Genomic DNA, 24,974 nt, shown 5'->3' on the forward strand with positions numbered 1-24,974 from the left:
CGGTCCTCGTGATCACCGTCCGTTCCCGAAGGGAGCGACGCGGGATCCGGGGCGGTCGGAGGACCGGGCACCAGGCCCTGCGCCGTCCGGCGGCAGGGGAGAACCGAGAATGCAGGTCCTGCGCGAGGACCGCGGACGCCGAACCGGTGCGCCGCGTGAGCCCAGGATCGGGAAGAGACAGACCATGGCAGTCGTCACCATGCGCCAGCTCCTCGAGAGCGGCGTCCACTTCGGACACCAGACCCGTCGCTGGAACCCGAAGGTGAAGCGCTTCGTGTTCGCCGAGCGCAACGGCATCTACATCGTCGACCTGATGCAGACGCTGACCTACATCGACAAGGCGTACGAGTTCGTCCGTGCGACCGTCGCCCACGGCGGCACCATCCTGTTCGTCGGCACCAAGAAGCAGGCGCAGGAGTCCATCCGTGAGCAGGCCACCCGCGTGGGCATGCCCTACGTGAACCAGCGCTGGCTGGGCGGCATGCTCACCAACCTGCAGACGGTCTCGCAGCGCGTGAACCGCCTCAAGGAGCTCGAGCAGATCGACTTCGACGATGTGGCCTCCTCCGGCCGCACCAAGAAGGAGCTGCTGATGATGCGCCGCGAGAAGGACAAGCTCGAGAAGACCCTGGGCGGCATCCGCGACATGGGCCGTGCCCCGAGCGCGGTCTGGATCGTGGACACCAACAAGGAGCACCTCGCCGTCGACGAGGCCCAGAAGCTCAGCATCCCGGTCGTCGCCATCCTCGACACCAACTGCGACCCCGACGAGATCACCTACCCGATCCCGGGCAACGACGACGCGATCCGCTCCGTCGCCCTGCTCACGCGGGTCGTCGCCGATGCGGTCGCCGCCGGCCTGCAGGAGCGTCACGCGAAGTCCGAGAAGGGCGAGAAGAACGTCTCCGCGGTCGACGCCGAGCCGCTCGCCGAGTGGGAGCAGGAGCTGCTCAAGCAGTCCGAGGTCCAGCAGGACGGCGCCCCCGCCGAGGAGTCCGTCGCAGCCGAGGCCCCGGCCGAGGAGACCCCGGCCGAGGACGCCCCGGTCGTCCCTGCCGCCGACGCCCCGGACACCGAGGCCCAGGCTGCGGAGTCCGCCGACGAGGCCACCGCGGCCCAGACCGAGCCCTCCGAGTGAGGACCCAGGGGGACGTCCTCCGCGTGAGGACGTCCCCCTGCGGGACCTCCCTCGGACTCCAGCACGACCTCACTCCCCAGGAAGAAGGAGCACATGGCCAACTACACGGCTGCTGACATCAAGGAGATCCGCGAGTCGACCGGCGCCGGCATGCTCGACGTCAAGAAGGCTCTCGACGAGGCGGAGGGTGACAAGGCCAAGGCCGTCGAGCTGATCCGCGTCAAGGGCCTGAAGGGCGTCGCCAAGCGCGAGGGCCGCAGCGCCTCCGAGGGCCTCGTCGCCGCGGACATCCGCGACGTCGAGGGTGGCCAGGAGGGCACCCTCGTGGAGATCAACTCCGAGACCGACTTCGTGGCGAAGAACGACAAGTTCGTCGCCCTCGGCGACGAGGCCGTCGCGGCCGCCGTCGAGTCCGGTGCGACCGAGCCCGAGCAGCTCGCCGAGACCTCCTTCGGCGAGGCGCTCACCAACGCCGCCGCGACGATGGGCGAGAAGATCCTCGTGCGTCGTATCGGCCGCGTGCAGGGTGAGGTCGTCTCCTCCTACATGCACCGCACGAACAAGGACCTGCCCCCGCAGGTCGGCGTCCTGGTGGCCACCGACGCCGCTGGCGCCGAGGTCGCGCGCGACATCGCGATGCACATCGCGGCGTACTCGCCGGCCTACCTCACGCGCGAGGAGGTCCCGGAGGACATCGTCGCCAACGAGCGTCGCATCGCGGAGGAGACCGCGAAGAACGAGAACAAGCCCGAGAAGGCCATCCCGAGGATCATCGAGGGTCGCCTGAACGGCTACTTCAAGGAGAACGTGCTGCTGGACCAGGCCTTCGCCAAGGACCCCAAGCAGACGGTGGGCAAGATCCTCGAGGGCGCCGGCGGCACCCTCACGGGCTTCGTCCGCTTCCGCGTCGGGAACTGATCGGCGCAGGAGGCTGCCCTCCGGGTACCGCACCTCCGGCGTGCCGGCGCCCCTGCGCCGGGCGATGACGTCGCGGGTGCGCGTCGATGGCGCCCCGTGAGGTCTCGAGCTCTCTACGAGCTCGAGACCTCACTCGGGACCATCGAACGACCCGGTTCAGCACCCCGCTCTCCCCGAAGGCCCTGCACCCCCGAGGTGCAGGGCCTTCGGCATGCCGGCCCAGCCCACGCCCAGCCCACCCCATGCCCCGCCCCTCGCCCCGGCGTCTCGCCCCCGGCCCGGGCCCCGCGCCCCACGACCACCCGCCGTGCACCGCTCCCGGGCCTCTGCGTGCCGACGTCATCACGTCCTCGGCCTCCCCATGAGGTGGAGCGCGGTCGGCGCCGGTATCATCACCCGAGATCTCGACCGGAAGGACCTTCCATGACTCAGGCGTCCGTCACCTCCCAGATCCCGGTGCTCCCCAGGAAGGAGAACGGCCGCAGAGTCCTCCTCAAGCTCTCCGGGGAGGCCTTCGGCGGCGGGACCGTCGGGGTCGACCCCGACGTGGTCTCGCGGATCGCGGGGGAGATCGCCGAGGGCGTCAGCCACGGCGTGGAGTGCGCGGTCGTCGTGGGCGGCGGCAACTTCTTCCGCGGCGCCGAACTCTCCCAGCGCGGCATGGACCGCCGGCGCGCGGACTACATGGGCATGCTCGGCACCGTCATGAACAGCCTCGCGCTGCAGGACTTCCTCGAGCAGAAGGGCATCTCGACGCGCGTGCAGACCGCGATCGCGATGGGCCAGGTCGCCGAGCCCTACCTGCCGCTGCGAGCGGTCCGCCACCTCGAGAAGGGGCGCGTGGTGATCTTCGGTGCCGGCGCCGGCATGCCCTACTTCTCCACCGACACCGTCTCCGTTCAGCGCGCCCTGGAGATCGGCTGCCAGGAGGTGCTGATGGCCAAGAACGGCGTCGACGGCGTCTACACCGCCGATCCGCGCAAGGATCCCAGCGCCGAGAAGATCACCGAGATCACCTACGGCGAGGCGCTCCAGCGGGGCCTCAAGGTCGTCGACGCCACGGCCTTCAGCCTGTGCATGGACAACAGCCAGCCGATGATGGTGTTCGGCCTGGACGAACCGGGCAACATCACCCGCGCGCTGGTCGGCGAGCCGATCGGCACGCTCGTCACCGGCGAGTGACGTCCCGGCCCCGCCCCGGCGCGTGAGCGCTCGATGAGGGAGAATGGGCCGGACGCCGTGAAGACCACACCCCATCCCGACCAAGCAGCGAGGAGTGCGACGTGAGCGAGGACACCCCGGGCATCCTGAAGGACGCCGAGACGAAGATGAAGAAGACCATCGAGGTCACCAAGGAGGACTTCTCCGCGATCCGCACCGGGCGCGCGAACGCCGCGATGTTCCAGGGCATCACGGTGGAGTACTACGGGGCGCCGACGCCTCTGAACCAGCTGGCCTCCCTGCAGTTCCCCGAGGCCCGCACCGTGATCGTCACCCCCTACGACAAGTCGTCCACCAGCGCCGTCGAGAGCGCTCTGCGGGACTCCGACCTGGGCGTGAACCCGACCAACAACGGCGACAACCTGCGGGTCGTCCTTCCCGCCCTCACCGAGGAGCGCCGCAAGGAGTACATCAAGCAGGCGAAGACCAAGGCCGAGGACGGCCGGGTGGCCGTGCGCGCGAGCCGCGGTTCCGCCAAGAAGGCCATCGAGAAGCTGGTCAAGGACAAGGAGATCGGCGAGGACGAGGGCGCACGCGCCGAGAAGGACCTCGAGGCGCTGACCAAGAAGTACACCGACCAGGTCGACGAGGCCCTCGCGGCCAAGGAGACCGAGCTGGCCACCGTCTGAGCCCTCCGCTCCCGCCAGCAGGTCCCTCCCGTGTCCGCCCCCGCACCGGATCCCCGCCGCACCGCCTCACCGTTCGATGAGGCGGTGTTCGGCGGATCCGGGCACGGGCAGACGTCCCCACCTCGCCCGCGCCCGGCCGACGGTCCGTCGCTGTCGGGCGTCGGCTCGCGGCCGGACGCCGACGAGGCGACCCCGCGCAGGGGTCGCCCTGCGCGCCGCGGCCCCGGCCGTGACCTGCGAGCAGCGATCCTGGTCGGCCTCGGACTCGGCGCGCTGCTGCTCATCGTCCTGTTCCTGATCCCCGTCGTCTTCCCCGCGTTCATCGCGCTCGCGCTGGTGCTCGCCGTCCTCGAGCTCACGCGGGCCCTCGCCGCCGGTGGGCTGCGGGTGCCGGTGATGCCGGTGCTCGTGGGCGTGATCGGCATGGTCGTCTCGACCACGGTGTTCCACCTCGACGGCCTGGTGATCGCGACCGCCGTCGCCGTCTGCGTGATGATCCTGTGGCGGGTCACCGAGTCGCTGGGCACGGTCGCCCTGCGCGATGTCGCCGCCGGGGTGTTCACGATCGCCTGGGTGCCCTTCCTGGGCAGCTTCTCGCTCCTGCTGTTCGACCGGGCCGACGGCGCCGTGCTGGTGCTGCTCGCGATCCTGGTCCCGGTCGCCAACGACGTGGGCGGCTACGCCGCCGGCGTGCTGTTCGGCTCCCACCCGATGGCCCCGAGCATCAGCCCCAAGAAGAGCTGGGAGGGCTTCGTCGGCTCCCTGGTCCTGGGTACCGCAGCCGCCGTCGGCTTCCTGTCCCTCGCCGTCTCCGCCCCGTGGTGGGCGGGACTGGTGATCGGTCCCGTGCTGGTGCTCGTCTCCACCTGCGGCGACCTCGCCGAATCCCTGCTCAAGCGCGACCTGGGCATCAAGGACATGGGAACGCTGCTGCCGGGCCACGGCGGCGTGCTGGACCGCATCGACTCCATCCTCCTGGCCGCCCCTGCGACATTCATCCTCCTGGAGGTACTGGTATGAACCGCGACCTGCCCGACCCCACCGTCCCCGCCCAGGGGACCGCACCGGACCTTCCCGACCTCTCCCGCGAGGCGATCCCGGGGGAGAAGGTCGCCCTGGCGCCGGGCCAGCTGCAGCTGCGCCCCACCCGCCGCGGCAAGCCGCCGGCCCACCTGGCCGACCTCACCATGGACGAGCGCATCGAGGCCGTGAAGGAGATGGGCCTGCCCGCGTTCCGCGCCAAGCAGCTGTCCGTGCACTACTTCGAGCACGCGACGGTCGACCCCGAGCAGATGACGGACCTTCCCAAGGACCGCCGCGAAGAGCTCGTCGCACGGTTCTTCCCGCAGCTGCTGACGCTGGTCTCCATGCAGAGCGCCGACAACGGCGCCACCCAGAAGATGCTGTGGCGCCTGTTCGACGGCTCCCTGGTGGAGTCCGTGCTGATGCGCTACACGGGCCGCGTGACGCTGTGCATCTCCTCCGAGGCCGGCTGCGGCATGAACTGCCCGTTCTGCGCGACCGGTCAGATGGGTCTGAGCAGGAACCTGTCGACGGCCGAGATCCTCGAGCAGGTGCGCATCGCCAACGCCAAGCTCGCCGCGGGCGAGGTCCCCGGCGGGGTGGGCCGGGTCAGCAACATCGTGTTCATGGGCATGGGCGAGCCGCTGGCGAACTACCGCCCGGTCGCGACCGTCTGCAAGCGCCTGAACGCCGCGGCACCCGAGGGGTTCGGCATGAGCGCCCGCAACATCACCGTCTCGACGGTGGGCCTCGCGCCGGCGGTGCGCAAGCTGGTCAAGGAGCAGATCCCGGTCACCCTCGCCGTCTCCCTGCATGCGCCTGACGACGCACTGCGCGACGAGCTGGTGCCGATCAACACCCGCTTCGACGTCGACGAGATCCTGTCGGCGGCGTACGAGTACTTCGAGACCACGGGCCGGCGCGTGAGCATCGAGTACGCCCTGATCCGCGACATCAACGACCAGGCGCACCGGGCCCAGCTGCTCGCCGAGCGGCTGATCGCCAAGGGCGGCAAGCACTGGATCCACGTCAACCCGATCCCGCTGAACCCGGTCAAGGGGTCGAAGTGGACGGCCTCGGACCCGATGGTGGAGAAGCACTTCGTGGAGACGCTGCGGGCCAACGGCATCCGCACCACCGTGCGCGACACCCGTGGTTCGGACATCGACGGGGCCTGCGGGCAACTCGCCGCGACCGTGTTGGAGACCGACACCCATCGCGCCGACCGCGAGGCCCGCGTGGCCAGGGTGGAGGCCGTCGCCGGCCGCACCGAGGACTCCGAGGACCTCGTGGGCGTCGGCACTGGCCCCGCGACGGGCCCCGACGCGACGGACGCCGACGTCACCGGTCGGGCCGACGCCTTCTGAGGCCCGTCCCGGCACCCCATCCGCACCCCGGCGCGGCACGCGCCGATCGCCGCACCGCCTGAGTACAGTGGGGCGCGGCACCGACCCCCGGAAGGAACAGCCCCGTGAGCACATCGTTCGAGCGCGTCTCCCGCTTCAGCGTCGGCTACGACCCCCACGAGGTCGACGACTTCCTCGCGCGCGCCCGCACCGCCTACGAGCAGGGCGGGACCGACTTCGACAGCTCCTCCGTCACCGCCGCCAGCTTCGGCACCCAGCGCGGCGGCTACGACATGCGCACGGTCGACGAGGCCCTCGACCGCCTCTCCGATGCCTTCGCGCTCCAGCAGCGCGACGAGGCCATCGCCCGTGAGGGCGAGGAGCAGTGGATCGGCAAGCTCACCGGCCGCGCCGAGTCCCTCAAGGAGCGCCTCGAGCGCCCCGCGGGGGAGCGCTTCGCCCCGGGAGCGCCGGGGGAGAAGTCCTACGACCGCACGGACGTGGACGCCCTGTGCGACCAGCTCATCGCCTACTTCACCGAGGGACTGCCGATGAGCGTGGACGACGTGCGCCGAGCCGCCTTCCGGCGCCGCAAGGGCGAGGACGGCTACAAGGAGTCCGTCGTCGACGTGTACCTCGATCACGTCGCCGACCTCATGGCCTCCGTGCCGTGATCCCTCCCCGCAGAGGGCGACCCCGCGCATGACCGCCCTGCTGTACGCGCTAGGTGTTGTCGTGGTCGCTCTGGGGATCGCCGTCTCGATCGCTCTCCACGAGCTCGGGCACCTGGTGCCCGCCAAGGCCTTCGGGGTGCGCGTCACCCAGTACATGATCGGCTTCGGGCCGACCATCCTCTCGCGCCGCCGAGGCGAGACCGAGTACGGGCTCAAGGCCTTCCCCCTCGGCGGGTACATCCGCATGATCGGGATGTACCCGCCCCACAAGGGCGACGCCCCGGGCACCATCCGCGAGGACTCCACGGGTCTGGTGCAGCAGATGTCCCGCGACGCCCGCGAGTGGGAGGCCTCGCAGTACGACCCCTCCGAGGCCCACCGCACCTTCTCCGCGCTCAGCGTCCCGCGCAAGCTCGTGGTGATGCTCGGCGGGCCCACCATGAACCTGCTGATCAGTGCCGTCCTGCTGGCGGTCCTGGTGTGCGGGATCGGGCTGCCCAGCACCTCCACGACCGTCGAGAGCGTCTCGCGCTGCGTGCTGCCGGCCTCGGCCCCGGCAGGGACCTCGTGCGAGGGCCGCCAGGAGGCCCCGGCCCTCGCCGCCGGCATCCGGCCCGGTGACCGCATCCTCTCGGTCGACGGCCGGGGGATCGACGAATGGTCCGACGTCACCACGGCCGTGCGCGCCGCGGGCGGCAGCCGCATCGACGTCGTCGTCGAGCGCGACGGTGCGAGGAAGACGCTCCACGCGACCCCCATCCTCGATCAGAGACCGAAGATCGCCGCGGACGGGAGCGCCCAGAAGAACCCCGATGGCAGCATCGCCACCGAGAAGGTGGGGTTCCTGGGCATCGGCCCCGGCCAGGAGCTGCAGCGCTCCTCGCCGCTCGAGGTGCCGGGGATGGTCTGGCAGACCTTCGAGGGGACCGCGCGCATCGTGATCACCCTGCCGATGCGGCTGGTCGACGTCGCGCAGGCGGCCTTCGGCGACGGCGAGCGGGATCCCGACGGCCCCGTGGGCGTGGTGGGCGTGAGCCGTCTCGCGGGCGAGGTCGCGAGCGCCGACCAGCCCGAGTTCGACCTCACCGCGAAGGTCTCGACCCTGATCTCGATGCTCGCCTCGCTGAACATGGCCCTGTTCGTGTTCAACCTGGTGCCGCTCATGCCGCTCGACGGCGGTCACGTCGCGGGCGCCCTGGTCGAGGGTGTCCGCCGCTTCGTGGCCCGTCTTCGCGGCCGGCCCGACCCCGGCCCGGTCGACATGTCCCGCCTGCTGCCGCTGACGAACGTGGTGGCGCTGGCGTTCCTCGCGATGACGGTGATGCTGCTGTACGCGGACATCGTCGACCCCATCACCCTGTTCCCGTGAGAGGCTCTGACCCATGTTCTCCCGCGGTCCTCGGCTGCGAGCCCTGAGGCCGGCGCACGTCCAGGGCGCGATCGACCATGCCCTCTCCGATCCCCTGGTCAACGCGCTGCCCGGGGCGCGACTGATCGACCTGCGCCACAGCCTGAGCGTGGGTCAGGAGTTCAGCGCCGCGGAGGACGACCACCACCTCACGGGGCTGCTGTGGCACGGCGTCAACGTCGCCCCGGTCAGCGCCGCCTCCCGCGCGACCGGGCAGTTCGCCGAGCAGCTGCTCGCGCGGCCCCGTCGCTGCAGCTCGATCGTCGGCGATCGCGCCGCGGTCACCGCCCTGTGGACGCAGCTCGAGGGAGCGTGGGGTGCGCAGGTCCGCGAGCACCGCTGGTCCCAGCCGCTGCTCGAGGCGACCGAGGCCGCGAGCACCGTCCGCGGGCCCTCGGGGGTGCGAGCGGCCGTGCAGGGCGAGGACGCGATGGTCTTCCCCGCCGCCGTGGCGATGTTCCGCGAGGAGGTCGGGACGGACCCTCTCGCCCACGACGGGGGCCGCGGGTACCGGGCGCGGGTGCGTGACCTGATCTCGCTGGGCCGCACCTACGTGGTCCTCGAGGAGGGGCAGGTCCTGTTCAAGGCCGACGTCGGCGCCGTGTTCGGCCCGGTCGCGCAGATCCACGGGGTGTGGGTCGACCCCACCCGGCGCGGGGAGGGGATCGCCCGGGCCGCCATGCGCGACCTCGTCCCGCGCGTGGCGCGCGACCACGCACCGAGGGTCTCGCTGTACGTCAACGACTACAACGAGCCCGCGCGCCGTGCGTACGCCGCCGCGGGCTTCCGGCATCGCGGGGACCTCAGCACGATCCTCTTCTGAGTCCCTGCTGCTCCTGCCGCCTCACCCGGTGGGCCGGGCGATCACCAGCCGGAGCGAGCCGTCGAAGTGATCCGCCGAGCGCAGGTGCCCGTGCCGCGCGTCCCAGGCACCGCTGTCGAGGTCCGCCCGCAGCGTGCGTTCGAAGCGCTCGGCGACGGAGTCCTCCACGAAGCTCCACGCCGAGTTCGCTCGGCGTGCGCCGGGGTCCAGGAGGGCTTCGGGGCGGCCGAAGTACGCCTCGCCGAAGCCATCCGTGCAGTCCCTCGGCACGGGGATCTCGCGCACCTCCGTCCGCCCGCCCAGCACGTGGGCGATCCGCTCGGGAGCGGGGTAGCGGCGGGCCTCGGTGGCGATCACCTCGGGGGCGTAGTGGGCCAGCCAGAACCGGTCCAGCGCCGCCGGGTCGCAGCTCAGCACGACCACGGGCCCCGTCGTGACCCGCCGCATCTCGCGCAGCCCGGCGTCCAGATCGCCCCACTGGTGCACCGTGAACGAGGCGAGCGCCGCCTCGAAGGAGCCGTCCGGGAAGGGGAGGTGCTCGGCATTCGCATCGATCGCGGCGGCCAGGTGCCCGGCGCGCTGGGCGCGCATGGTCGCGCTCGGCTCGACGGGCGTGACCTCCCGATCCCGGGGCTCGTAGGACCCCGCCCCGGCCCCGATGTTCACGAGCGTCCGGGCCTCGCCGAGGGCGTCCTCGACGGCGGCCGCGATCCGAGGATCGGGCTGCCGGTACCCCCGTATCCCGCGCTGATCGCCCCGTAGTCGGCATCGCCCGCCGAGCCGTCGACGGTGCGTGCGGTGCGAACCTGATCGTCCTCGTTCATGGCGCCATCCTTGCGCAGTCGGGGACGGGTGCTTAGGAGGGATGCCGCCGGACGTCCCCCGGATGCCCGTCCGGACGTCGGGTGGACCCGCCGTCTCGCGACTACAGGTAGACGGCCTTCTGCACCTCGGCGGAGTCGAGATTGGAGGCGTCGTACCAGAGGAAGCCGGTGTCGATGACCTTCTCGGGCTTCTTCCCGGAGAGCGCCTGCAGGGCCGTGCGCACGGTGAGGGCGCCGATCTTCGCCGGGTCCTGGGTGACGGCCCCGGCCATCTCCCCGGAACGGATCGCCTCGACCTGGGCGCGGCCGGAGTCGAAGCCGATGATCGCCAGGTCGATGCGGCCGGCCTCCTCGACGCCCTTGAGCACGCCGATCGCCGATCCCTCGTTGGTGCCGAAGAGCCCGCGCAGGTCGTCGTGCGCGGCGACCATCGAGCGGGCGATGTCGGCCGACGCCGCCTGGTCACCGCCCCCGTACTGGACCTCGAGGACCTCCACGTCCGGGCCGTACTCCTCCAGCCCCTCCAGGAAGCCGTCGCGACGGTCGGTGCCCGAGAGCGAGACCTGGTCGTGGGCGACGATGCCGACTTTCCCCTTCCCCTCGATCAACTCGCACATGTGCTGGGCGGCCTTGGTGGCGGCGGCCCTGTTGTCGGTCGCGACGGTCGCCAGCGGGATGTCGGAGTCGACGCCGGAGTCGAAGGCGACCACGGGGATGCCCTTCGACGCCGCCTCGTCGAGGGCGAGAGCGGCGGCGCGGGAGTCCAGGGCCGCGAGCCCCAGCGCGTCCGGGTTCCTGGTGACCGCGTTCTGGAGCATCGTGATCTGGGCCTCGATGTCCGTCTCCGCCGGCGGGCCCTCGAAGGTGAGGATCGCCCCCTGCGCATCGGCCTCGGCCTGCGCGCCCCGACGCACGGCTTGCCAGAACTGATGCTGGAAGCCCTTGGAGACCAGGGCGACGTGGCGCGCGTCGTCCTGGGCGGACGAGCACGCGGCGACGGGCAGCACCATGCCGGAGGCGCCGAGCGCCAGCAGGGAGCGTCGCGAGAGCGTGCTCATGCCGTGTGCTCCGAACGGCGACGCAGACGGTCGATGTACACCGCGACCAGGATCACGGCGCCCAGCAGCACGTCCTGCCACTCCTGGGGGATCGAGAGGATCTGCAGCCCGTTGGTGAGGACCGAGATGATCAGGGCGCCGATCATGGTGCCGAACACCGTGCCGCGTCCGCCGGCGAGCGAGGTCCCGCCGATCACCACGGCGGCGATCGCATCGAGCTCGTAGCCCATCCCGGTGGCGGGCTGGGCCGACCCCAGGCGTGCCGAGATCATCACGCCTGCGAGCCCGGTGAACAGGCCGCCCACGACGTAGACGATGATGAGCCACTTCTTGACGTCCACGCCCGCGAGGTCCGCGGCCTCCCGGTTCGAGCCGATCGCGGTCGCGTACCTGCCCAGCAGCGTGCGCGACATCAGGATCGCGGCGATCACCGCCGCCACCAGCAGCACGAGCACCGCATTGGGGATCGAGGGGATGAGCATCCCGGTGGAGAAGCCCATGTAGGAGCCGTCCTCGAAGTAGATCGGGGCGGCACCGGAGATCACCAGGGCGAGCCCGGAGGCGACCATCATCATCGCCAGGGTGGCGATGAACGGCGGCAGGTCCAGGATCGCCACGTTGAAGCCGTTGACGAGGCCGACGAATCCGCCGAAGAGGATCGCCAGCACGATCCCGATCGGCACCGGGACGCCCCAGTTGACGATGAACATGCCGCTCATGACGGCGCACAGCGCCATGCCGGTGCCCACGGAGAGGTCGATCCCGGCGGTGGTGATGACGAAGGTGGCGCCCAGGGCGAGCAGGCCGATCACGACCGTCGAGTACAGGATCGTGACGATGTTTCCCCAGGTGGGGAAGATCGTGGGGCTCGCGATCGAGAACGCGATGAAGATCAGCACGAGGGTGCCGGCGGCCAGCAGCTGCTGGATCCGGACGCGTCGGGCGCCGCGGGATCGACCGGGGGCGGCCGCCTCGCTGGTGGGGGCGTCGGTGGCGGCGGTGCTCATCGGTGTCCTTCCGTAGTGGTGGTGAGGTCCTCGGCGGTGGCCAGGCGCATCACCGATTCGGGGTCTGCCTCGGCGGCCTCGAGCACTCCCGAGACGCGGCCCTGGTTCATCACCACGACGCGGTGGGCCAGGCGCAGCACCTCCGGCAGCTCCGAGGAGATGACGATGATCGAGCGGCCCTGGGCGGCGAGGTCCTCGAGCAGGGTGTGGATCTCCTCCTTCGCTCCGACGTCGATGCCGCGCGTGGGCTCGTCGAAGATCAGCACGTCGCAGTCCTTGAGCAGCCAGCGGCCGATCACGGCCTTCTGCTGGTTGCCTCCCGAGAGGTTCTTGATCGGCTGGTCCAGGTGCGGAGTGCGGACGTGCAGGGCGCCCGCCTTCTCCTCGGCCGCTGCGCGGGCGGCGCCGTCGCGGACGAAGCCGCCCCGTTGGAAGCGCTCGCCGAGGGAGGAGAGCTCCATGTTGCGCAGCACGGACGCCTCGAGCATGAGCCCCAGGCGCTTGCGGTCCTCCGGGAGGTAGCCGATGCCTGCTCGGGCCGCCTGCGCGGGGCTGCGCCAGCTCACCGGCCGGCCGCGGTAGCGGACGCTCCCGCCCTGACGGGGGAGCGAGCCGATCAGCGCGCGCGCCGTCTCGCTGCGACCGGCCCCCATCAGTCCCGCGAACCCGAGGATCTCGCCCTCGCGCAGGTCGAAGGAGACGTCCTCGACCAGGGGGCGGGAACGCAGGTGCTCGACGGACAGGATGACCTCCCGGTCCTCGCGCACGTCACGGGGGCCGCTGCCGGAGCCGCCGGTCTCCACGGGACGGCCGACCATCTTGGTGACCACGTCGTCCATGCTCGCGCCGGCCATCGGGAAGTCGTCCACGAACTCCCCGTCGCGGATCACCTGCACCCGGTCGGCGATCCTGCGCAGCTCCTCCATGCGGTGGGAGATGTAGACGACCCCGGTGCGCTCCGTCACGAAGTCGCGGATCAGGGCGTGCAGGGTCTCGACCTCGCTCTCGTTGAGAGCGGCGGTGGGCTCGTCCATGATCAGCACGCGCGCATCGAAGCTGAGCGCCTTGGCGATCTCGACCATCTGCTGCTGGGCGACGGGGAGGTCCTCCGCGCGGGCCGAGGGATCCAGGTCCATCCCCAGCTCGTCGAACAGCGACTGCGCCCGTGCCTCGAGCTGCCGCGGGCGTGTGAGCAGGCGCGCCGCGAGGTCCTCACGGCCCAGGTAGATGTTCTGGGCGACGGTCAGGGACGGGATCAGGTTCAGCTCCTGATGGATGATCGCGAGCCCCTGCTGTGCGGCGTCCATCGGTCCGGAGACGCGCAGGGGTCGTCCCAGGTAGCGGAACTCTCCCGCGTCGGGGTGGTGCACACCGGTGAGCACCTTCATCAGCGTGGACTTGCCCGCCCCGTTCTCGCCGACCAGGGCGAGGACCTCGCCTCCGTGCAGCTCGAGGTCCATCTCGGACAGGGCGCGGACGCCGGGGAAGGTCTTCACCGCCCCGTGCACCTCGAGCAGGAGATCACGCTCGCGACCGGGATCGCGTGGCGGGGTCGAGTCCTGGTCCGGCGACCTGCTCGGCGGACCATCGGGAGCGGGAGCCGCCGTCGCGGGTCCCTGAGGGGGAGGGGTCATCGGATGCGCACCGTCCGGACATCGTCGTCGGAAATCGATTACTGATCGTACGGGTCGGTGGGTCGCAGATGTCAAGCAGGCGGGGCGTCGGCGCGCCCGGGCTGCCCGGGCGCGATCCGCTGGACCGGCCATGCCCCGCGCTCCTCTACGATGGTTCCGGCACCTTCCGCCGATGCAGGGTGACCGCCCCACCGTCCGAAAGGCCCTTCATGATCCGCATGTCCTCCTCGTTCATCCGCACTCTGCGCGAGGACCCGTCGGACGCCGAGGTCGCGAGCCACAAACTGCTGGTGCGCGCCGGGTACATCCGTCGCAGTGCGCCCGGTGTGTACACCTGGCTGCCGCTGGGGCTGCGGGTGATGCGCAAGGTCGAGCAGATCGTGCGCGAGGAGCAGGACGCCATCGGCGGCAACGAGCTGCTCTTCTCCTCCCTGCAGCCGCGCGAGCCCTACGAGGCGACCGGTCGCTGGGAGGAGTACGGGCCCACGCTGTTCCGCCTCAAGGACCGCAAGCAGGCCGACTACCTGCTGGCCCCGACCCACGAGGAGATGTTCGCCCTCGCGGTCAAGGATCTGTTCAACTCGTACAAGGACCTCCCGGTCATGCTGTACCAGATCCAGACCAAGTTCCGTGACGAGGCCCGCCCGCGAGCGGGCCTGCTGCGCGTGCGCGAGTTCATCATGAAGGACGCCTACTCCTTCGACGTCGACGACGCGGGCCTGGACAGCTCCTACGACAAGCAGCGCGGCGCCTACCGCCGCACCTTCGACAGGCTGGGTCTGCCCACCGTCATCTGCCAGGCCGACGCCGGTGCCATGGGTGGCTCGCGCTCCGAGGAGTTTTTGCACCCCACGCCGATCGGCGAGGACACCTTCGTGGTCTCCGACGGCGGGTACGCCGCCAACGTCGAGGCGGTCACCACCGTCGCGCCCGAGGGGCTCGACGAGGCGGCGATGGCCGCGCTGCCCGCTGCCCACGAGGAGCCCACCCCCGGGGTGAACACGATCGCCGCCCTGACCGATCACTCCAACCAGACCTACCCGGGCCAGGGTGCCGTGGCCGAGAGCGGCGAGTGGACCCGCTACGAGATGCTCAAGCACCTCGTCTACTCGCTGACCTACCCCGACGGCACCACCGAGCCCCTGGTGATCGCGCTGCCCGGAGACCGCGAGGTCGACGACAAGCGTCTCGAGGTGGCGGTGGCCCCGGCCATCGCGGCGCCCTTCACCGAGGCGGACTTCGCGAAGCACCCGGTGCTCACCAAGGGGTACATCGGCCCCAAGGGTCTGGGCCTCGAGTCGCCCTCGAAGATCCGCTACCTCGTGGACCCGCGCGTGGTCCCCGGCACGCGCTGGGTCGCCGGGGCAGGGGCGCAGGACGTCCACGTCTACGACCTCGTGTTCGGACGCGACTTCACGGCCGACGGCACCATCGAGGCCGCCGAGGTCCGCGACGGCGACCCGGCCCCCGACGGCTCGGGCCCGATGCGGCTGACGCGGGGCATGGAGATGGGGCACATCTTCCAGCTGGGACGCAAGTACGCCGAGGCGCTGGACCTGCGCGTGCTCGACGAGAACGGCAAGACGGTCGTGGTGACGATGGGCTCGTACGGCATCGGGGTCACCCGCGCGGTGGCCGCGATCGCGGAGCTCCACAGCGACGACAAGGGACTCGTGTGGCCCCGCGCGGTCGCCCCCGCCGACGTGCACGTGCTGGCCACCGGCAAGGATACGGCCATCTTCGAGGAGGCCGAGCGGATCGCGCAGGACCTGGAGGCACAGGGCCTCGAGGTGCTCTACGACGACCGCCCGAAGGTCTCCCCGGGCGTGAAGTTCAAGGACTCCGAGCTGCTGGGCGTCCCGACCACCGTGGTCGTCGGCCGCGGCCTGGCGGAGGGGAAGGTCGAGGTGCGCGACCGCGCGAGCGGCGAGGTCGCCGAGACCGGACCCGACGAGGTCGTGGACCTCGTCGTCCGAGCCGTCCGCGACTGATCCCGCGAGGGCGTCCGGGTCAGTCCTCGCCTTCGGGGTCGAGCGTCGGCAGGGCCGAGAGCGAGGACCGCAGCGCAGCCAGCTGCACCGCCTGGTCCAGGGCGGCGGCGATCGCGAGCGGGCGACGCTCGAACGGTGCAGCGCCCGCGAGGATCACGTGGTCCTCGACCAGCGTGAGCGCGAGGTCCTCCGGTTCGTCCTTGCGCAGCTCGTCCGTGACGGCGCCGCCGGGGAGCGGGTAGGCGGCGTCCCGCGTCACCACCTTCGCGCCGGCCTCCTCGGCGAAGTCGGCGAGATTCTCGGCGCGTGCGCGGTCCGCGTCCGAGAGCGCGATCAGCCTCTTGCGCGCGCTCCCGGATTCGTACGCCGCGAGAACCTCCCGCACGTACCCCGCGTACCACTCGTCCTCCTGTGTCCGCTCGAGCGCGGAGCGGTAGTCGACCTCCGCGCCGATCGAGGGCGGGTCGCTGTCGGGGACGGTGCGCGCCGGCTCGATGCTCCCGGCCGACGGCGGAGCTGAGGGCTTCCTCGTCGACCCGACGATCTGCAGGCGCTGCGCGGCCCAGGCGGCGAAGACGCCGATCGCGAGCACCGGCCGCGCGAGCGAGCCCGAGACCTGCCGAGCGGCGTCGGCTGTGAGGTCACGGATCCGCACGAGCAGATCCTCGAGCCCCTGCAGGTCCGTGGGGGCCTGGGCGTCCTCGGACGACGTGCCGTCGGAGGCTCCGGCGCCGTCGTCGCTGGCGGGCGAGGCGCTTCGCTCCGCCTCCGCACCGGTCAGCATCGCCTGACGCTGCCGGGAGAAGGCCGTGCGCACGCCCGCGACGAGGTCGTCGGTGTCGGGGTGCGAGGGGATGCGGGCTGCGAGTCCGCGATCGAGCAGGGCCAGCAGGTCCTTGCGGTAGAGGTCGTCGATGCCTTCGGGCGGCGGCGTGTAGGCGGCGGGGCCGCCGAGGCGCACGGGCCCGCACCCCGCCAGGGCGAGCGCCCCCGCCGCGGCCGAGCCCAGCAGGAACGCACGACGCCCACGGTCGAGGTGGCGGGCATCGGCAGACATGGGGACGATTCTGCCATCGTCGTCCCGCGAGGGAGCGCCCCGGCCCGTCAGGCGCCGATGACCGGCGACACGAGGCCGTCCGCGTGTGCGGTCGGGGCCTCACCGCCGGCCCGCGTGCGCCTCGCCACGTGGGGCGGCTCCGTGGGGCCCGCGGCGGGCGCGAGCTGCGCGCTCCGACTAGAGTGGGCAATCCCCACAAGCACAGGACAGAGCACGAGGAGAGGTGGCGACGATGGGCACGCAGGAGACGACCGAGGCCCTGCGCCGCGCCGCGGAGGAGGTCCTCTCCCGACACGATCTCGTCGTCGAGGGCCTCGACGTCCGCGAGCGGCAGGGCACCCGCGAGGTCACCCTCGTGGTGGACCTTCCCGAGCAGCGCGCCGGCAGCGTCGATCTCGACACCGTCGCCGACGCGTCCCGCGAGCTCTCCGAGCTCCTGGACGGCGACGAGTCCCTGCTGGGCGCGGGGGCGAGCGTCCTCGAGGTCACCACGCCCGGTGTCGACCGTCCGCTCACCGAGCCGCGCCACTTCCGCCGCTCCCGCGGTCGCGTCCTCGCCCTCGACCTGCGTGACGGCTCGTCCGTGCGGGCGCGGCTGCTGGAGGTCCGCGAGGACGACTCCCTGGCCCTGCGCCCGGAGGCCGGGGTCGATGACCGCGGCAGGCCGCGGAAGCTGCCCAAGGGGACCCCGGCCACCCTGGAGCTCCCCTTCGACGAGGTCGACAAGGGCACGGTGGAGATCGAGTTCAACCCGCCCGCGGACCTCGCCGAGCTCACGGGCGAGGGGACCGCCGCACCGGGCGGGGACCGCCCGGAACGACCCTCATCCGCCGCTGACGATTCGGAGCGCTGACATGGACATCGACATGGGAGCCCTGCGGGCCCTCGAACGCGAGCGCGAGATCCCCGTGGACGTGCTGCTGGACGCGATCCGGCAGGCGCTGCACGCCGCCTACCTCCACACCGACCACCCGGTGAAGGACTCGGACGTCGTCATCGACGAGCACACCGGCACGGTCGCGGTGCTCGCCCGCGAGCGGGACGCCGACGGCGATCTCGTCGAGGAATGGGACGACACCCCGGAGAACTTCGGGCGCGTCGCCGCCTCGACCGCCCGCCAGGTCATCTTCCAGCGCATCCGTCAGCTCGAGGACGATGCCGTGCTGGGGGAGTACGCCGATCGCACGGAGGACATCGTCTCCGGGGTCATCCAGCAGGGACGCGACCCGCGGATGGTGCTGGTCGACCTGGGGACGGTCGAGGCCGTCCTGCCGCCGCACGAGCGGGTGCCCGGTGAGGACTACGCCCACGGTCGGCGCCTGCGCGCCTACGTGGTCGAGACCCGACGCGGCCCCAAGGGCCCCCAGATCACGCTCTCGCGCTCCCACCCGAACTTCGTGCGACGCCTGTTCGCGCTCGAGGTGCCCGAGGTCGCCGACGGGACCGTGGAGATCGTGGGCCTGGCCCGCGAGGCCGGTCACCGCACCAAGATGGCCGTGCGCGCGACGGTCCCGGGCGTGAACCCCAAGGGTGCGTGCATCGGCCCGATGGGGGCGCGCGTGCGCTCCGTGATGAACGAGCTGAACGGCGAGAAGATCGACATCGTCGACTACGACGACGACCCCGCCGTCTACGTCGCCCACGCGCTCTCGCCCGCTCGCGTGAGCTCGGTCGTGGTCCTGGACGAGGACGCCCGCGCGGTGCGGGCGAGCGTCGCCGAGGGCCAGTTCTCGCTGGCGATCGGCAAGGAGGGGCAGAACGCCCGCCTGGCGGCGAAGCTCACCGGCTGGAAGATCGACATCAAGCCCGACTCCGCCGATGCCGCGGCCGGGATCGCCGAGCAGACCGGACCGATCGGGCCGGACGACGACCCGAGCGATCTCCCCGAGGGCACCGACGTGCCGCCCGCGGAGCACTCCTGAGCACGATGTAACCCACACCTCGCTGATGTCGGGGCCGGGGCGCTCGTCGGCTACACTGATCAGGCTGTGTGCGCCGGTGACCGGTGCCGTGACGGCACCGGGATCCGCTCCCGGGGCCGGCGGCGGGAGTCGGCGCTCAGCGTGCGGGAACGGAGGCGAACATGCGCAGTGCATCCCCTCGTCATCGACCCGAGCGCACGTGTGTGGGCTGCCGAACGGTGGCCCGGCGCGATCAGCTGGTGCGCATCGTCGCGGAGCAATCCCCGTCAGGGGGAGCACCCCGGATGCGTGCGGATCCCACCGGATCCGCACCGGGTCGGGGAGCGTGGCTCCACGCGGACGCATCATGTCTCGACCTCGCACTCCAGCGGGGCGGCTTCGCCCGGTCCTTCCGCGGCGGTGTCGACACCGGGCTTCTGGCCCGGGATCTCGAGGCCTCATACCCATCCACCTTCCAGGGGAACAGGTAGAAGAACCAATGGACATCCGATGAGTACTCGGTCATGAGCACCCACAGGAACTAATGGTCCGCGCCCTTCTGTCGGCCGGACCGAGACAGGAGAATTGTGGCTAAGGTCCGCGTCCACGAGCTCGCCAAGGAGCTCGGACAGCCGAGCAAGGTCGTTCTGCAGAAGCTGCAGGACATGGGCGAATTCGTTCGCTCCGCCTCCTCGACCATCGAAGCACCCGTCGCGCGCAAGATGCGCGATGCGTTCCCGGCCCCCGCGGCCGATGACAAGAAGTCGGCACCGAAGAGTGCCGCGAAGCCCTCGCCTGCGAAGCCCACGCCCGCCAAGCCCGGCGCGGCCAAGAGCTCCGCCCCGAGCGAGTCGGCGCAGCCCGAGCAGTCCGCCCCGGCGGCCTCGGAGGACACGTCCTCCACGGCCGGCACCGAGCAGGATGCGCCGCAGGAAGCTCCCGCGAAGCCCGCTGCGAAGCCCGGCGCTCCCACGCCGCGCACGGCCGCCGCGCAGCAGGAGGCCTCCGAGGAGGCTCCTGCCGCCGACGACGAGTCGGGCACGAGCGCCCCCAAGCCCGGAGGCGCCCCGAAGCCCGGCGGCGCCCGTCCCGGCAACAACCCGTTCGCGACCTCGCAGGGCATGCCCCGCCCCGGCCGTCCGCGCCCGCAGCGCGACGGCGGCGGTCGCCCCGGTTCGCCGCGCCCGGGCAACAACCCGTTCGCGACCTCCCAGGGCATGCCCCGTCCCGGCGGCCGTCCCCAGGGCGGTCAGGGTCAGGGCCAGGGCCAGGGCCAGGGCCGTGGGGGAGCCGGCGGTGAGCAGGGCACGCGTCCGCCCCGCGAGGGAGGCCGTTCCGGCGGTCCCCGTCCCGGTGCCCCGCGTCCCGGCATGCCCACCCCGGGCATCATGCGCCAGCACTCCCACGGTGGTCTCGCCGACGCCCAGAAGCCGGGCGGCGGCGGTGGCCGAGGAGGTGGCCGCGGCGGCGGTCCTCGTGGCGGTGGCGGTCCTCCTGGCGCCCCCGGTGGCGGCGGCGGTCCTCGGGGCGGCTTCGGCGGCCCGCGCGGTCGCGGCGGTCGTGGTGCCACCCAGGGTGCCTTCGGTCGCGGCGGCAAGCCCGCCCGTTCGCGCAAGTCGAAGCGGGCGAAGCGCCAGGAGTTCGAGCAGATGCAGGCACCCGCTCCGGGCGGTGTGTCGATCCCCCGTGGCAACGGGATGGAGATCCGTCTGCGTCGCGGCGCCTCGCTGAGCGACTTCGCCGACCGCATCGACGTGAACCCCGCGTCGCTGATCACCGTGCTCTTCGCGATGGGCGAGATGGCCACGGCCACGCAGTCGCTGGACGAGGACACCTTCAACCTGCTCGGTGAGGAGCTCGGCTACAAGATCGAGATCGTCTCCCCGGAGGACGAGGAGCGCGAGCTGCTCGAGCAGTTCGACATCGATCTCGATGCCGAGCTCGCCGACGAGGACGACGAGGACCGCCTCCCGCGCTCGCCCGTCGTCACCGTGATGGGCCACGTCGACCACGGCAAGACCCGCCTGCTGGACTCGATCCGCAACGCGAAGGTCCAGGCCGGCGAGGCCGGCGGGATCACCCAGCACATCGGTGCCTACCAGGTCGACGTCGAGCACGAGGTCGACGAGGGAACCGAGGACCGCTCGCTCACCTTCATCGACACCCCCGGTCACGAGGCGTTCACCGCCATGCGTGCCCGTGGTGCCGACGTCACCGACATCGCGATCCTCGTGGTCGCGGCCGATGACGGCGTGATGCCGCAGACGATCGAGGCGCTCAACCACGCCCAGGCGGCCGACGTCCCGATCGTGGTCGCGGTCAACAAGATCGACAAGCCGGGTGCGAACCCCGACAAGGTGCGTCAGCAGCTGACCGAGTACAACCTGATCGCGGAGGAGTACGGCGGCGAGACGATGTTCGTCGACGTCTCGGCCCGCGAGGGGCAGAACATCGAGAAGCTCCTGGACGCCGTCCTGCTCACCGCGGACGCCGCCCTGGACCTGCGCGCCAACCCGGACAAGCCGGCACGCGGCATCGCGATCGAGGCCAACCTGGACCGCGGACGCGGTCCCGTGGCCACGGTCCTGGTGCAGCAGGGCACGCTCCACGTGGGCGATGCGATCGTCTGCGGCACCGGCCACGGTCGTGTGCGAGCGATGCTCGACGAGAACGGCCAGAACGTCGGGGAGGCGGGCCCGTCCCGCCCGGTGCAGGTGCTCGGACTGACCTCCGTGCCCGGTGCCGGTGACTCCTTCCTGGTCGCCGCTGACGAGCGCACCGCTCGTCAGATCGCCGAGAAGCGCGAGGCCGCCCAGCGTGCCGCGGCCCTGTCCAAGGCCCGCAAGCGCATCAGCCTCGAGGACATCACCAAGTCCATGGCCGAGGGCAAGGTCGAGACGCTCAACCTCATCCTCAAGGGCGATGCGGCGGGCTCCGTCGAGGCGCTCGAGGAGGCCCTGCTGGGCATCGAGATCGACGACCAGGTGCAGCTGCGGATCATCGACCGCGGCGTCGGCGCGATCACGATGAACAACATCAACCTCGCCGTCGCGTCGGATGCCGTGATCATCGGCTTCAACGTGCGCGCCGAGGGGCAGAACGCGGAGTACGCGGACCGCGAGGGTGTGGAGATCAAGTACTACTCGGTCATCTACCGCGCCATCGAGGAGGTCGAGCAGGCTCTGCGGGGCATGCTCAAGCCCGAGTACGAGGAGGTCGATACCGGATCGGCCGAGATCCGCGAGATCTTCCGCTCCTCGAAGTTCGGCAACATCGCGGGTTCGATCGTGCGCGACGGCGAGATCCGTCGTGGGGCCAAGGCCCGCATCACGCGCGACGGCGTGGTGATCACCGAGGACCTCGAGATCTCCGGGCTGCGTCGCTTCAAGGACGACGTGACCGAGGTCCGCGAGGGCTTCGAGTGCGGCATCAACCTGGGTCGGTTCAACGACCTCCAGGTCGGTGACGTGGTCACGACGTACGAGATGCGCGAGAAGCCGCGCGAGAACGCCTCGAAGTGACAGTGCGCGTCGGGCGCCCCGGATCTCCGGGGCGCCCGACGCCTCCGCGTCCGCGGGGACGCGGATCATCGGTGAGCGAGGTGGGAGGCCATGAGCGCTGAGCTGCTCCTGCTGCGGTCCCCCTCGGCCAACCGTGTCTTCACCGCCGCTGCCGGGCCGCTCTCGGTCCGAGAGGCGCAGTGGGTGCTCGGATCCCACGCGGGTGCTCCGGCGGACGTGCACGAGCACTCCGTGGCGGGCGTCGACTACCTGCGGATCCTCGCCGAGGACACCGACCTCGTGCGTTCGCTCCTCGCGATGCTCTCGGCGCCCTTCGCCCTGTTCGCCCCGCATCCGTCCGCCGATGACGGCGGAGAGACGCTGCTGCGCCCCGTAGCGCTGCCGCAGGCGATGCGCCACGGCAGCGAGCTGGAGACCACCCTGCGCTACCCCGGCAAGACCAACGAGCAGTTCACGGCGATGCTGCTGAACCTCGCGGCCGCCCTCTCCTCGCGCCGGGCCGGTCTGCTGCGCGGCGACCTCGCCGTCCTCGACCCCACCTGCGGCAGGGGCACCACGCTCAACCGCGCTCTGCGGCTCGGCCTCAGCCCCACGGGCGCCGACCTCGACCGCAAGGACATCGACGCCTACCGGACCTTCCTCGCCGCGTGGGCCAAGCAGCACCGTCTCCCGCACACGCAGAGCAGCGGGGGGCTGCCGACGACCGGCACGGGCCGTGGGGCGAAGAGCGCCGGATCGCGGTGGGAGCTCGACCTCGCCGCCGACCGGACCGCCCAGCGCGCCGGCGACGTCCAGAAGGTCCGGCTGCTGACCTGCGACACCGCGGACCTGGGGGCGGTGCTGCCCTACCGCTCCGTGGACGCCCTGGTCGCGGACCTGCCCTACGGAGTCCAGCACGGCGCCCGCACCGAGGGATGGCAGCGGTCCCCGCTGGAGCTCCTCGAGCGTGCGGTTCCCGCCTGGCGGGCCCTGCTGCGCACCGGTGGGGGCATCGCTCTCGCCCTGAACCGTCGCACCGCCCCGTACACACGGGTCCGGGAGATCCTCGAGGCCCACGACCTCCATGTGCTCAGCGCCGACGGCGAGTTCCGCCACCGCGTCGACCAGTCGATCGACCGTGACGTCGTCCTCGCCGTGCCGCGCGATCACCCCCAGCTCGCGATGCTGCGCACCCTGACCGTCACCGCCACGGCGGAGGACGAGGCCGGGGACGCGGAGCACGCCCCACACGTCACGCACCAGCCCGCCCGTGCCCCGGAGCACGGGCCCCGCGAAAGGACCCCTCATGAGTGAGAACAGCCCCCGCGCCCGGCGCCTCGCCGACCGCATCCAGCAGATCGTCGCGACCATGCTCGACACCCGGGTGAAGGATCCGCGCCTCGGATTCATCACCATCACCGAGGTGCGCGTGACCGGCGACCTGCAGCACGCGACCCTCTTCTACACCGTCTTCGGTGACGAGGAGGAGCGCGCCGGGACCGCAGCGGCGCTGGCCAGCGCCACCGGCATGCTGCGCCGCGAGGTGGGACGTCAGACCGGTGTGCGGCTGACCCCCACCCTCGAGTTCGTCGAGGACGCCCTGCCGGAGAACGCTCGCACCATCGAGGACCTCCTGGTCCACGCCCGCACCCGCGACGCCGATCTCGCCGAGCTCAAGGAGGGCGCGAGCTACGCCGGGGAGGCGGATCCCTACCGTGCACCCCGTGAGGACGAGGAGGACGAGGAGGACGGCGACCTCGAGGACGGCGACCTCGAGTCGGACCTCGAGGCCGAGGGCACCGAGGACCGGAAGTCCTCGGAGCGCTCGGACGAGGACACGGAGGACCCGCGCGCGTGATGGCTCGCGGCCCCCAGGACCTCGCGGCGCTCCCGCACGGCATCCTCCTGGTCGACAAGGCACCCGAGCGCACCAGTCACGACGTCGTCGCCCGCGTGCGCTGGCTGCTGGGCACCAAGAAGGTCGGGCACGCCGGCACCCTCGACCCGATGGCGACCGGGCTCCTCGTGCTCGGCGTCGGCCAGGGGACACGTCTGCTGACCTACCTGGTGGGTCTGGACAAGACCTACACGGCCACCGTCCGACTGGGCCGGGCGACGACGACCGATGATCGCGAGGGCGAGGAGATCGGCGACGTCGTGCCCGCCGACGGCATCGACGAGGCGCGGATCGAGGAGAGCCTGGAGGCCCTGCGCGGCCGGATCCAGCAGGTGCCCTCGACGGTGAGCGCCATCAAGGTCGACGGCAAGCGCGCGTACGCGCGCGCCCGGGCCGGCGAGGACGTGCAGCTCGAGGCGCGCCCGGTCACGATCGGTGAGCTGCGCGTCCTGGAGCGCCGGACCGACGGTCCCTTCCTCGACCTCGACGTGACGGTCACCTGCAGCTCCGGGACCTACGTGCGTGCCCTGGCGCGCGACCTGGGGGAGGCCCTCGGCGTGGGCGGGCACCTCACCGCGCTGCGGCGCACCCGGGTGGGGCCCTTCGACGTCGAGAGCGCTCACCATGTGCCCGCTCGGGGCGAGGGGGACGACGTGGACCTGCCGCTCGAAGGGCTGGGCGAGATCGCCGCCCGCGTGCTGCCCGTCGTCGACGTGGACGAAGAGGCCGCCACGGCCCTCGGTCAGGGCAAGCGGATCACCTCCCCGGACGGGGAACGCGCCGCGAACGGTACCCTCGCCGCCCGCGACCCGCGCGGGGCGCTGGTGGCCGTGCTCGAGTCGCAGAGCGGCACCCTCCGGCCGGCCCTCGTGATCCCGCCCCAGGCGCGCAGCTGAGATCACCGAGGTCCGGCCGACCCGGGCCC

The 24,974-nt window shown here is 71.7% G+C and carries 23 protein-coding genes; 17 read left to right on the forward strand and 6 right to left on the reverse strand.

From position 1 onward, the window contains the following. Positions 1–184 precede the first annotated feature (184 nt). From rpsB to DEO23_RS07370, 9 genes are all read left to right on the forward strand, one after another. On the forward strand, positions 185–1,138 hold the full coding sequence (gene rpsB, locus DEO23_RS07330; protein ID WP_109275643.1) for a 30S ribosomal protein S2: 954 nt from the start codon (positions 185–187) through the stop codon (positions 1,136–1,138). A gap of 93 nt (positions 1,139–1,231) precedes the next feature. Further along, a complete protein-coding gene (tsf, locus tag DEO23_RS07335; RefSeq protein WP_109275324.1) occupies positions 1,232–2,056 on the forward strand; it encodes a translation elongation factor Ts in 825 nt (274 codons plus the stop codon). Positions 2,057–2,479: 423 nt separating this feature from the next. Further along, positions 2,480–3,238 (forward strand): UMP kinase, encoded by a 759-nt coding sequence (gene pyrH / locus DEO23_RS07340; protein ID WP_109275325.1) that lies wholly within the window; start codon positions 2,480–2,482, stop codon positions 3,236–3,238. Between the two features lie 101 nt (positions 3,239–3,339). Then, on the forward strand, positions 3,340–3,906 hold the full coding sequence (gene frr, locus DEO23_RS07345; RefSeq protein WP_109275326.1) for a ribosome recycling factor: 567 nt from the start codon (positions 3,340–3,342) through the stop codon (positions 3,904–3,906). Between the two features lie 30 nt (positions 3,907–3,936). After that, on the forward strand, positions 3,937–4,926 hold the full coding sequence (locus tag DEO23_RS07350) for a phosphatidate cytidylyltransferase (RefSeq protein ID WP_240613272.1): 990 nt from the start codon (positions 3,937–3,939) through the stop codon (positions 4,924–4,926). Next, positions 4,923–6,296 (forward strand): dual-specificity RNA methyltransferase RlmN, encoded by a 1,374-nt coding sequence (gene rlmN / locus DEO23_RS07355; RefSeq protein WP_109275327.1) that lies wholly within the window; start codon positions 4,923–4,925, stop codon positions 6,294–6,296. Before DEO23_RS07350 ends, rlmN begins: the two co-directional genes overlap by 4 nt. Positions 6,297–6,400: 104 nt before the next feature. Further along, entirely contained in the window at positions 6,401–6,949 is a 549-nt protein-coding gene (locus DEO23_RS07360) for a hypothetical protein (RefSeq protein ID WP_109275328.1), read from the forward strand. Positions 6,950–6,977: 28 nt separating this feature from the next. Next, positions 6,978–8,318, forward strand: a complete 1,341-nt coding sequence (locus tag DEO23_RS07365) for a M50 family metallopeptidase (protein WP_109275329.1) — start codon at positions 6,978–6,980, stop codon at positions 8,316–8,318. 13 nt (positions 8,319–8,331) lie between these two features. After that, positions 8,332–9,180: a GNAT family N-acetyltransferase gene (locus DEO23_RS07370; protein ID WP_109275330.1), complete on the forward strand. Its 849-nt coding sequence runs from the start codon at positions 8,332–8,334 to the stop codon at positions 9,178–9,180. A 21-nt stretch (positions 9,181–9,201) separates the two neighbouring features. Here DEO23_RS07370 and DEO23_RS07375 read toward each other — a convergent pair whose 3' ends face one another. The 5 genes from DEO23_RS07375 to DEO23_RS07390 form a co-directional block, all read right to left on the reverse strand. Next, positions 9,202–9,846 carry a class I SAM-dependent methyltransferase gene (locus DEO23_RS07375; RefSeq protein ID WP_240613273.1) on the reverse strand — a complete coding sequence of 215 codons (645 nt, stop codon included), beginning with the start codon at positions 9,844–9,846 and terminating at the stop codon, positions 9,202–9,204. Continuing rightward, positions 9,843–10,004 carry a hypothetical protein gene (locus DEO23_RS16365; RefSeq protein ID WP_240613274.1) on the reverse strand — a complete coding sequence of 54 codons (162 nt, stop codon included), beginning with the start codon at positions 10,002–10,004 and terminating at the stop codon, positions 9,843–9,845. The genes DEO23_RS07375 and DEO23_RS16365 overlap by 4 nt, the downstream gene beginning before the upstream one ends. Positions 10,005–10,105: 101 nt before the next feature. Beyond that, the gene (locus DEO23_RS07380; protein WP_109275331.1) at positions 10,106–11,062 is read right to left on the reverse strand and encodes an ABC transporter substrate-binding protein; all 957 of its coding nucleotides are present in this window, start codon (positions 11,060–11,062) and stop codon (positions 10,106–10,108) included. After that, positions 11,059–12,069, reverse strand: a complete 1,011-nt coding sequence (locus DEO23_RS07385) for an ABC transporter permease (RefSeq protein WP_109275332.1) — start codon at positions 12,067–12,069, stop codon at positions 11,059–11,061. The genes DEO23_RS07380 and DEO23_RS07385 overlap by 4 nt, the downstream gene beginning before the upstream one ends. Further along, a complete protein-coding gene (locus DEO23_RS07390; protein WP_240613275.1) occupies positions 12,066–13,565 on the reverse strand; it encodes a sugar ABC transporter ATP-binding protein in 1,500 nt (499 codons plus the stop codon). Before DEO23_RS07390 ends, DEO23_RS07385 begins: the two co-directional genes overlap by 4 nt. A gap of 347 nt (positions 13,566–13,912) precedes the next feature. Between DEO23_RS07390 and DEO23_RS07395 the strand changes: the two genes are divergently transcribed. Next, positions 13,913–15,694: a proline--tRNA ligase gene (locus DEO23_RS07395; protein WP_109275334.1), complete on the forward strand. Its 1,782-nt coding sequence runs from the start codon at positions 13,913–13,915 to the stop codon at positions 15,692–15,694. Positions 15,695–15,713: 19 nt separating this feature from the next. Here the strand turns inward: DEO23_RS07395 and DEO23_RS07400 are convergent, their stop codons facing one another. Next, a complete protein-coding gene (locus DEO23_RS07400; RefSeq protein ID WP_109275335.1) occupies positions 15,714–16,751 on the reverse strand; it encodes a DUF4439 domain-containing protein in 1,038 nt (345 codons plus the stop codon). A gap of 232 nt (positions 16,752–16,983) precedes the next feature. On the opposite strand from DEO23_RS07400, the gene DEO23_RS07405 reads away from it, so the two are divergent. From DEO23_RS07405 to truB, 7 genes are all read left to right on the forward strand, one after another. Next, complete coding sequence (locus DEO23_RS07405) at positions 16,984–17,604, forward strand: ribosome maturation factor RimP (RefSeq protein ID WP_109275645.1); 621 nt, start codon at positions 16,984–16,986, stop codon at positions 17,602–17,604. A gap of 1 nt (position 17,605) precedes the next feature. Further along, on the forward strand, positions 17,606–18,673 hold the full coding sequence (gene nusA / locus DEO23_RS07410) for a transcription termination factor NusA (RefSeq protein ID WP_109275336.1): 1,068 nt from the start codon (positions 17,606–17,608) through the stop codon (positions 18,671–18,673). A 161-nt stretch (positions 18,674–18,834) separates the two neighbouring features. After that, on the forward strand, positions 18,835–19,143 hold the full coding sequence (locus DEO23_RS07415) for a YlxR family protein (RefSeq protein WP_109275337.1): 309 nt from the start codon (positions 18,835–18,837) through the stop codon (positions 19,141–19,143). Positions 19,144–19,239: 96 nt separating this feature from the next. Continuing rightward, entirely contained in the window at positions 19,240–22,173 is a 2,934-nt protein-coding gene (gene infB, locus DEO23_RS07420) for a translation initiation factor IF-2 (protein ID WP_109275338.1), read from the forward strand. Between the two features lie 90 nt (positions 22,174–22,263). Further along, the gene (locus DEO23_RS07425; RefSeq protein ID WP_205678891.1) at positions 22,264–23,466 is read left to right on the forward strand and encodes a TRM11 family SAM-dependent methyltransferase; all 1,203 of its coding nucleotides are present in this window, start codon (positions 22,264–22,266) and stop codon (positions 23,464–23,466) included. Beyond that, complete coding sequence (gene rbfA, locus DEO23_RS07430) at positions 23,459–24,010, forward strand: 30S ribosome-binding factor RbfA (protein WP_109275339.1); 552 nt, start codon at positions 23,459–23,461, stop codon at positions 24,008–24,010. The genes DEO23_RS07425 and rbfA overlap by 8 nt, the downstream gene beginning before the upstream one ends. Next, positions 24,010–24,945: a tRNA pseudouridine(55) synthase TruB gene (gene truB, locus DEO23_RS07435; protein WP_109275340.1), complete on the forward strand. Its 936-nt coding sequence runs from the start codon at positions 24,010–24,012 to the stop codon at positions 24,943–24,945. Before rbfA ends, truB begins: the two co-directional genes overlap by 1 nt. Positions 24,946–24,974: the final 29 nt, after the last annotated feature.

The organism is Brachybacterium endophyticum (assembly GCF_003130585.1).
Classification (GTDB): domain Bacteria; phylum Actinomycetota; class Actinomycetes; order Actinomycetales; family Dermabacteraceae; genus Brachybacterium; species Brachybacterium endophyticum.

Bases quoted from the DNA above. Each gene is read 5' to 3' on its own strand.
- DEO23_RS07380 (WP_109275331.1), bottom strand. From the start codon at position 11,062: ATGAGCACGCTCTCGCGACGCTCCCTGCTGGCGCTCGGCGCCTCCGGC.
- DEO23_RS07400 (WP_109275335.1), bottom strand. From the start codon at position 16,751: ATGTCTGCCGATGCCCGCCACCTCGACCGTGGGCGTCGTGCGTTCCTG.
- DEO23_RS07365 (WP_109275329.1), top strand. From the start codon at position 6,978: ATGACCGCCCTGCTGTACGCGCTAGGTGTTGTCGTGGTCGCTCTGGGG.
- nusA (WP_109275336.1), top strand. From the start codon at position 17,606: ATGGACATCGACATGGGAGCCCTGCGGGCCCTCGAACGCGAGCGCGAG.
- truB (WP_109275340.1), top strand. From the start codon at position 24,010: ATGGCTCGCGGCCCCCAGGACCTCGCGGCGCTCCCGCACGGCATCCTC.
- DEO23_RS07415 (WP_109275337.1), top strand. From the start codon at position 18,835: ATGCGCAGTGCATCCCCTCGTCATCGACCCGAGCGCACGTGTGTGGGC.
- rpsB (WP_109275643.1), top strand. From the start codon at position 185: ATGGCAGTCGTCACCATGCGCCAGCTCCTCGAGAGCGGCGTCCACTTC.
- DEO23_RS07425 (WP_205678891.1), top strand. From the start codon at position 22,264: ATGAGCGCTGAGCTGCTCCTGCTGCGGTCCCCCTCGGCCAACCGTGTC.
- rlmN (WP_109275327.1), top strand. From the start codon at position 4,923: ATGAACCGCGACCTGCCCGACCCCACCGTCCCCGCCCAGGGGACCGCA.
- tsf (WP_109275324.1), top strand. From the start codon at position 1,232: ATGGCCAACTACACGGCTGCTGACATCAAGGAGATCCGCGAGTCGACC.
- pyrH (WP_109275325.1), top strand. From the start codon at position 2,480: ATGACTCAGGCGTCCGTCACCTCCCAGATCCCGGTGCTCCCCAGGAAG.
- DEO23_RS07405 (WP_109275645.1), top strand. From the start codon at position 16,984: ATGGGCACGCAGGAGACGACCGAGGCCCTGCGCCGCGCCGCGGAGGAG.
- DEO23_RS16365 (WP_240613274.1), bottom strand. From the start codon at position 10,004: ATGAACGAGGACGATCAGGTTCGCACCGCACGCACCGTCGACGGCTCG.
- DEO23_RS07395 (WP_109275334.1), top strand. From the start codon at position 13,913: ATGATCCGCATGTCCTCCTCGTTCATCCGCACTCTGCGCGAGGACCCG.
- DEO23_RS07385 (WP_109275332.1), bottom strand. From the start codon at position 12,069: ATGAGCACCGCCGCCACCGACGCCCCCACCAGCGAGGCGGCCGCCCCC.
- rbfA (WP_109275339.1), top strand. From the start codon at position 23,459: ATGAGTGAGAACAGCCCCCGCGCCCGGCGCCTCGCCGACCGCATCCAG.
- DEO23_RS07370 (WP_109275330.1), top strand. From the start codon at position 8,332: ATGTTCTCCCGCGGTCCTCGGCTGCGAGCCCTGAGGCCGGCGCACGTC.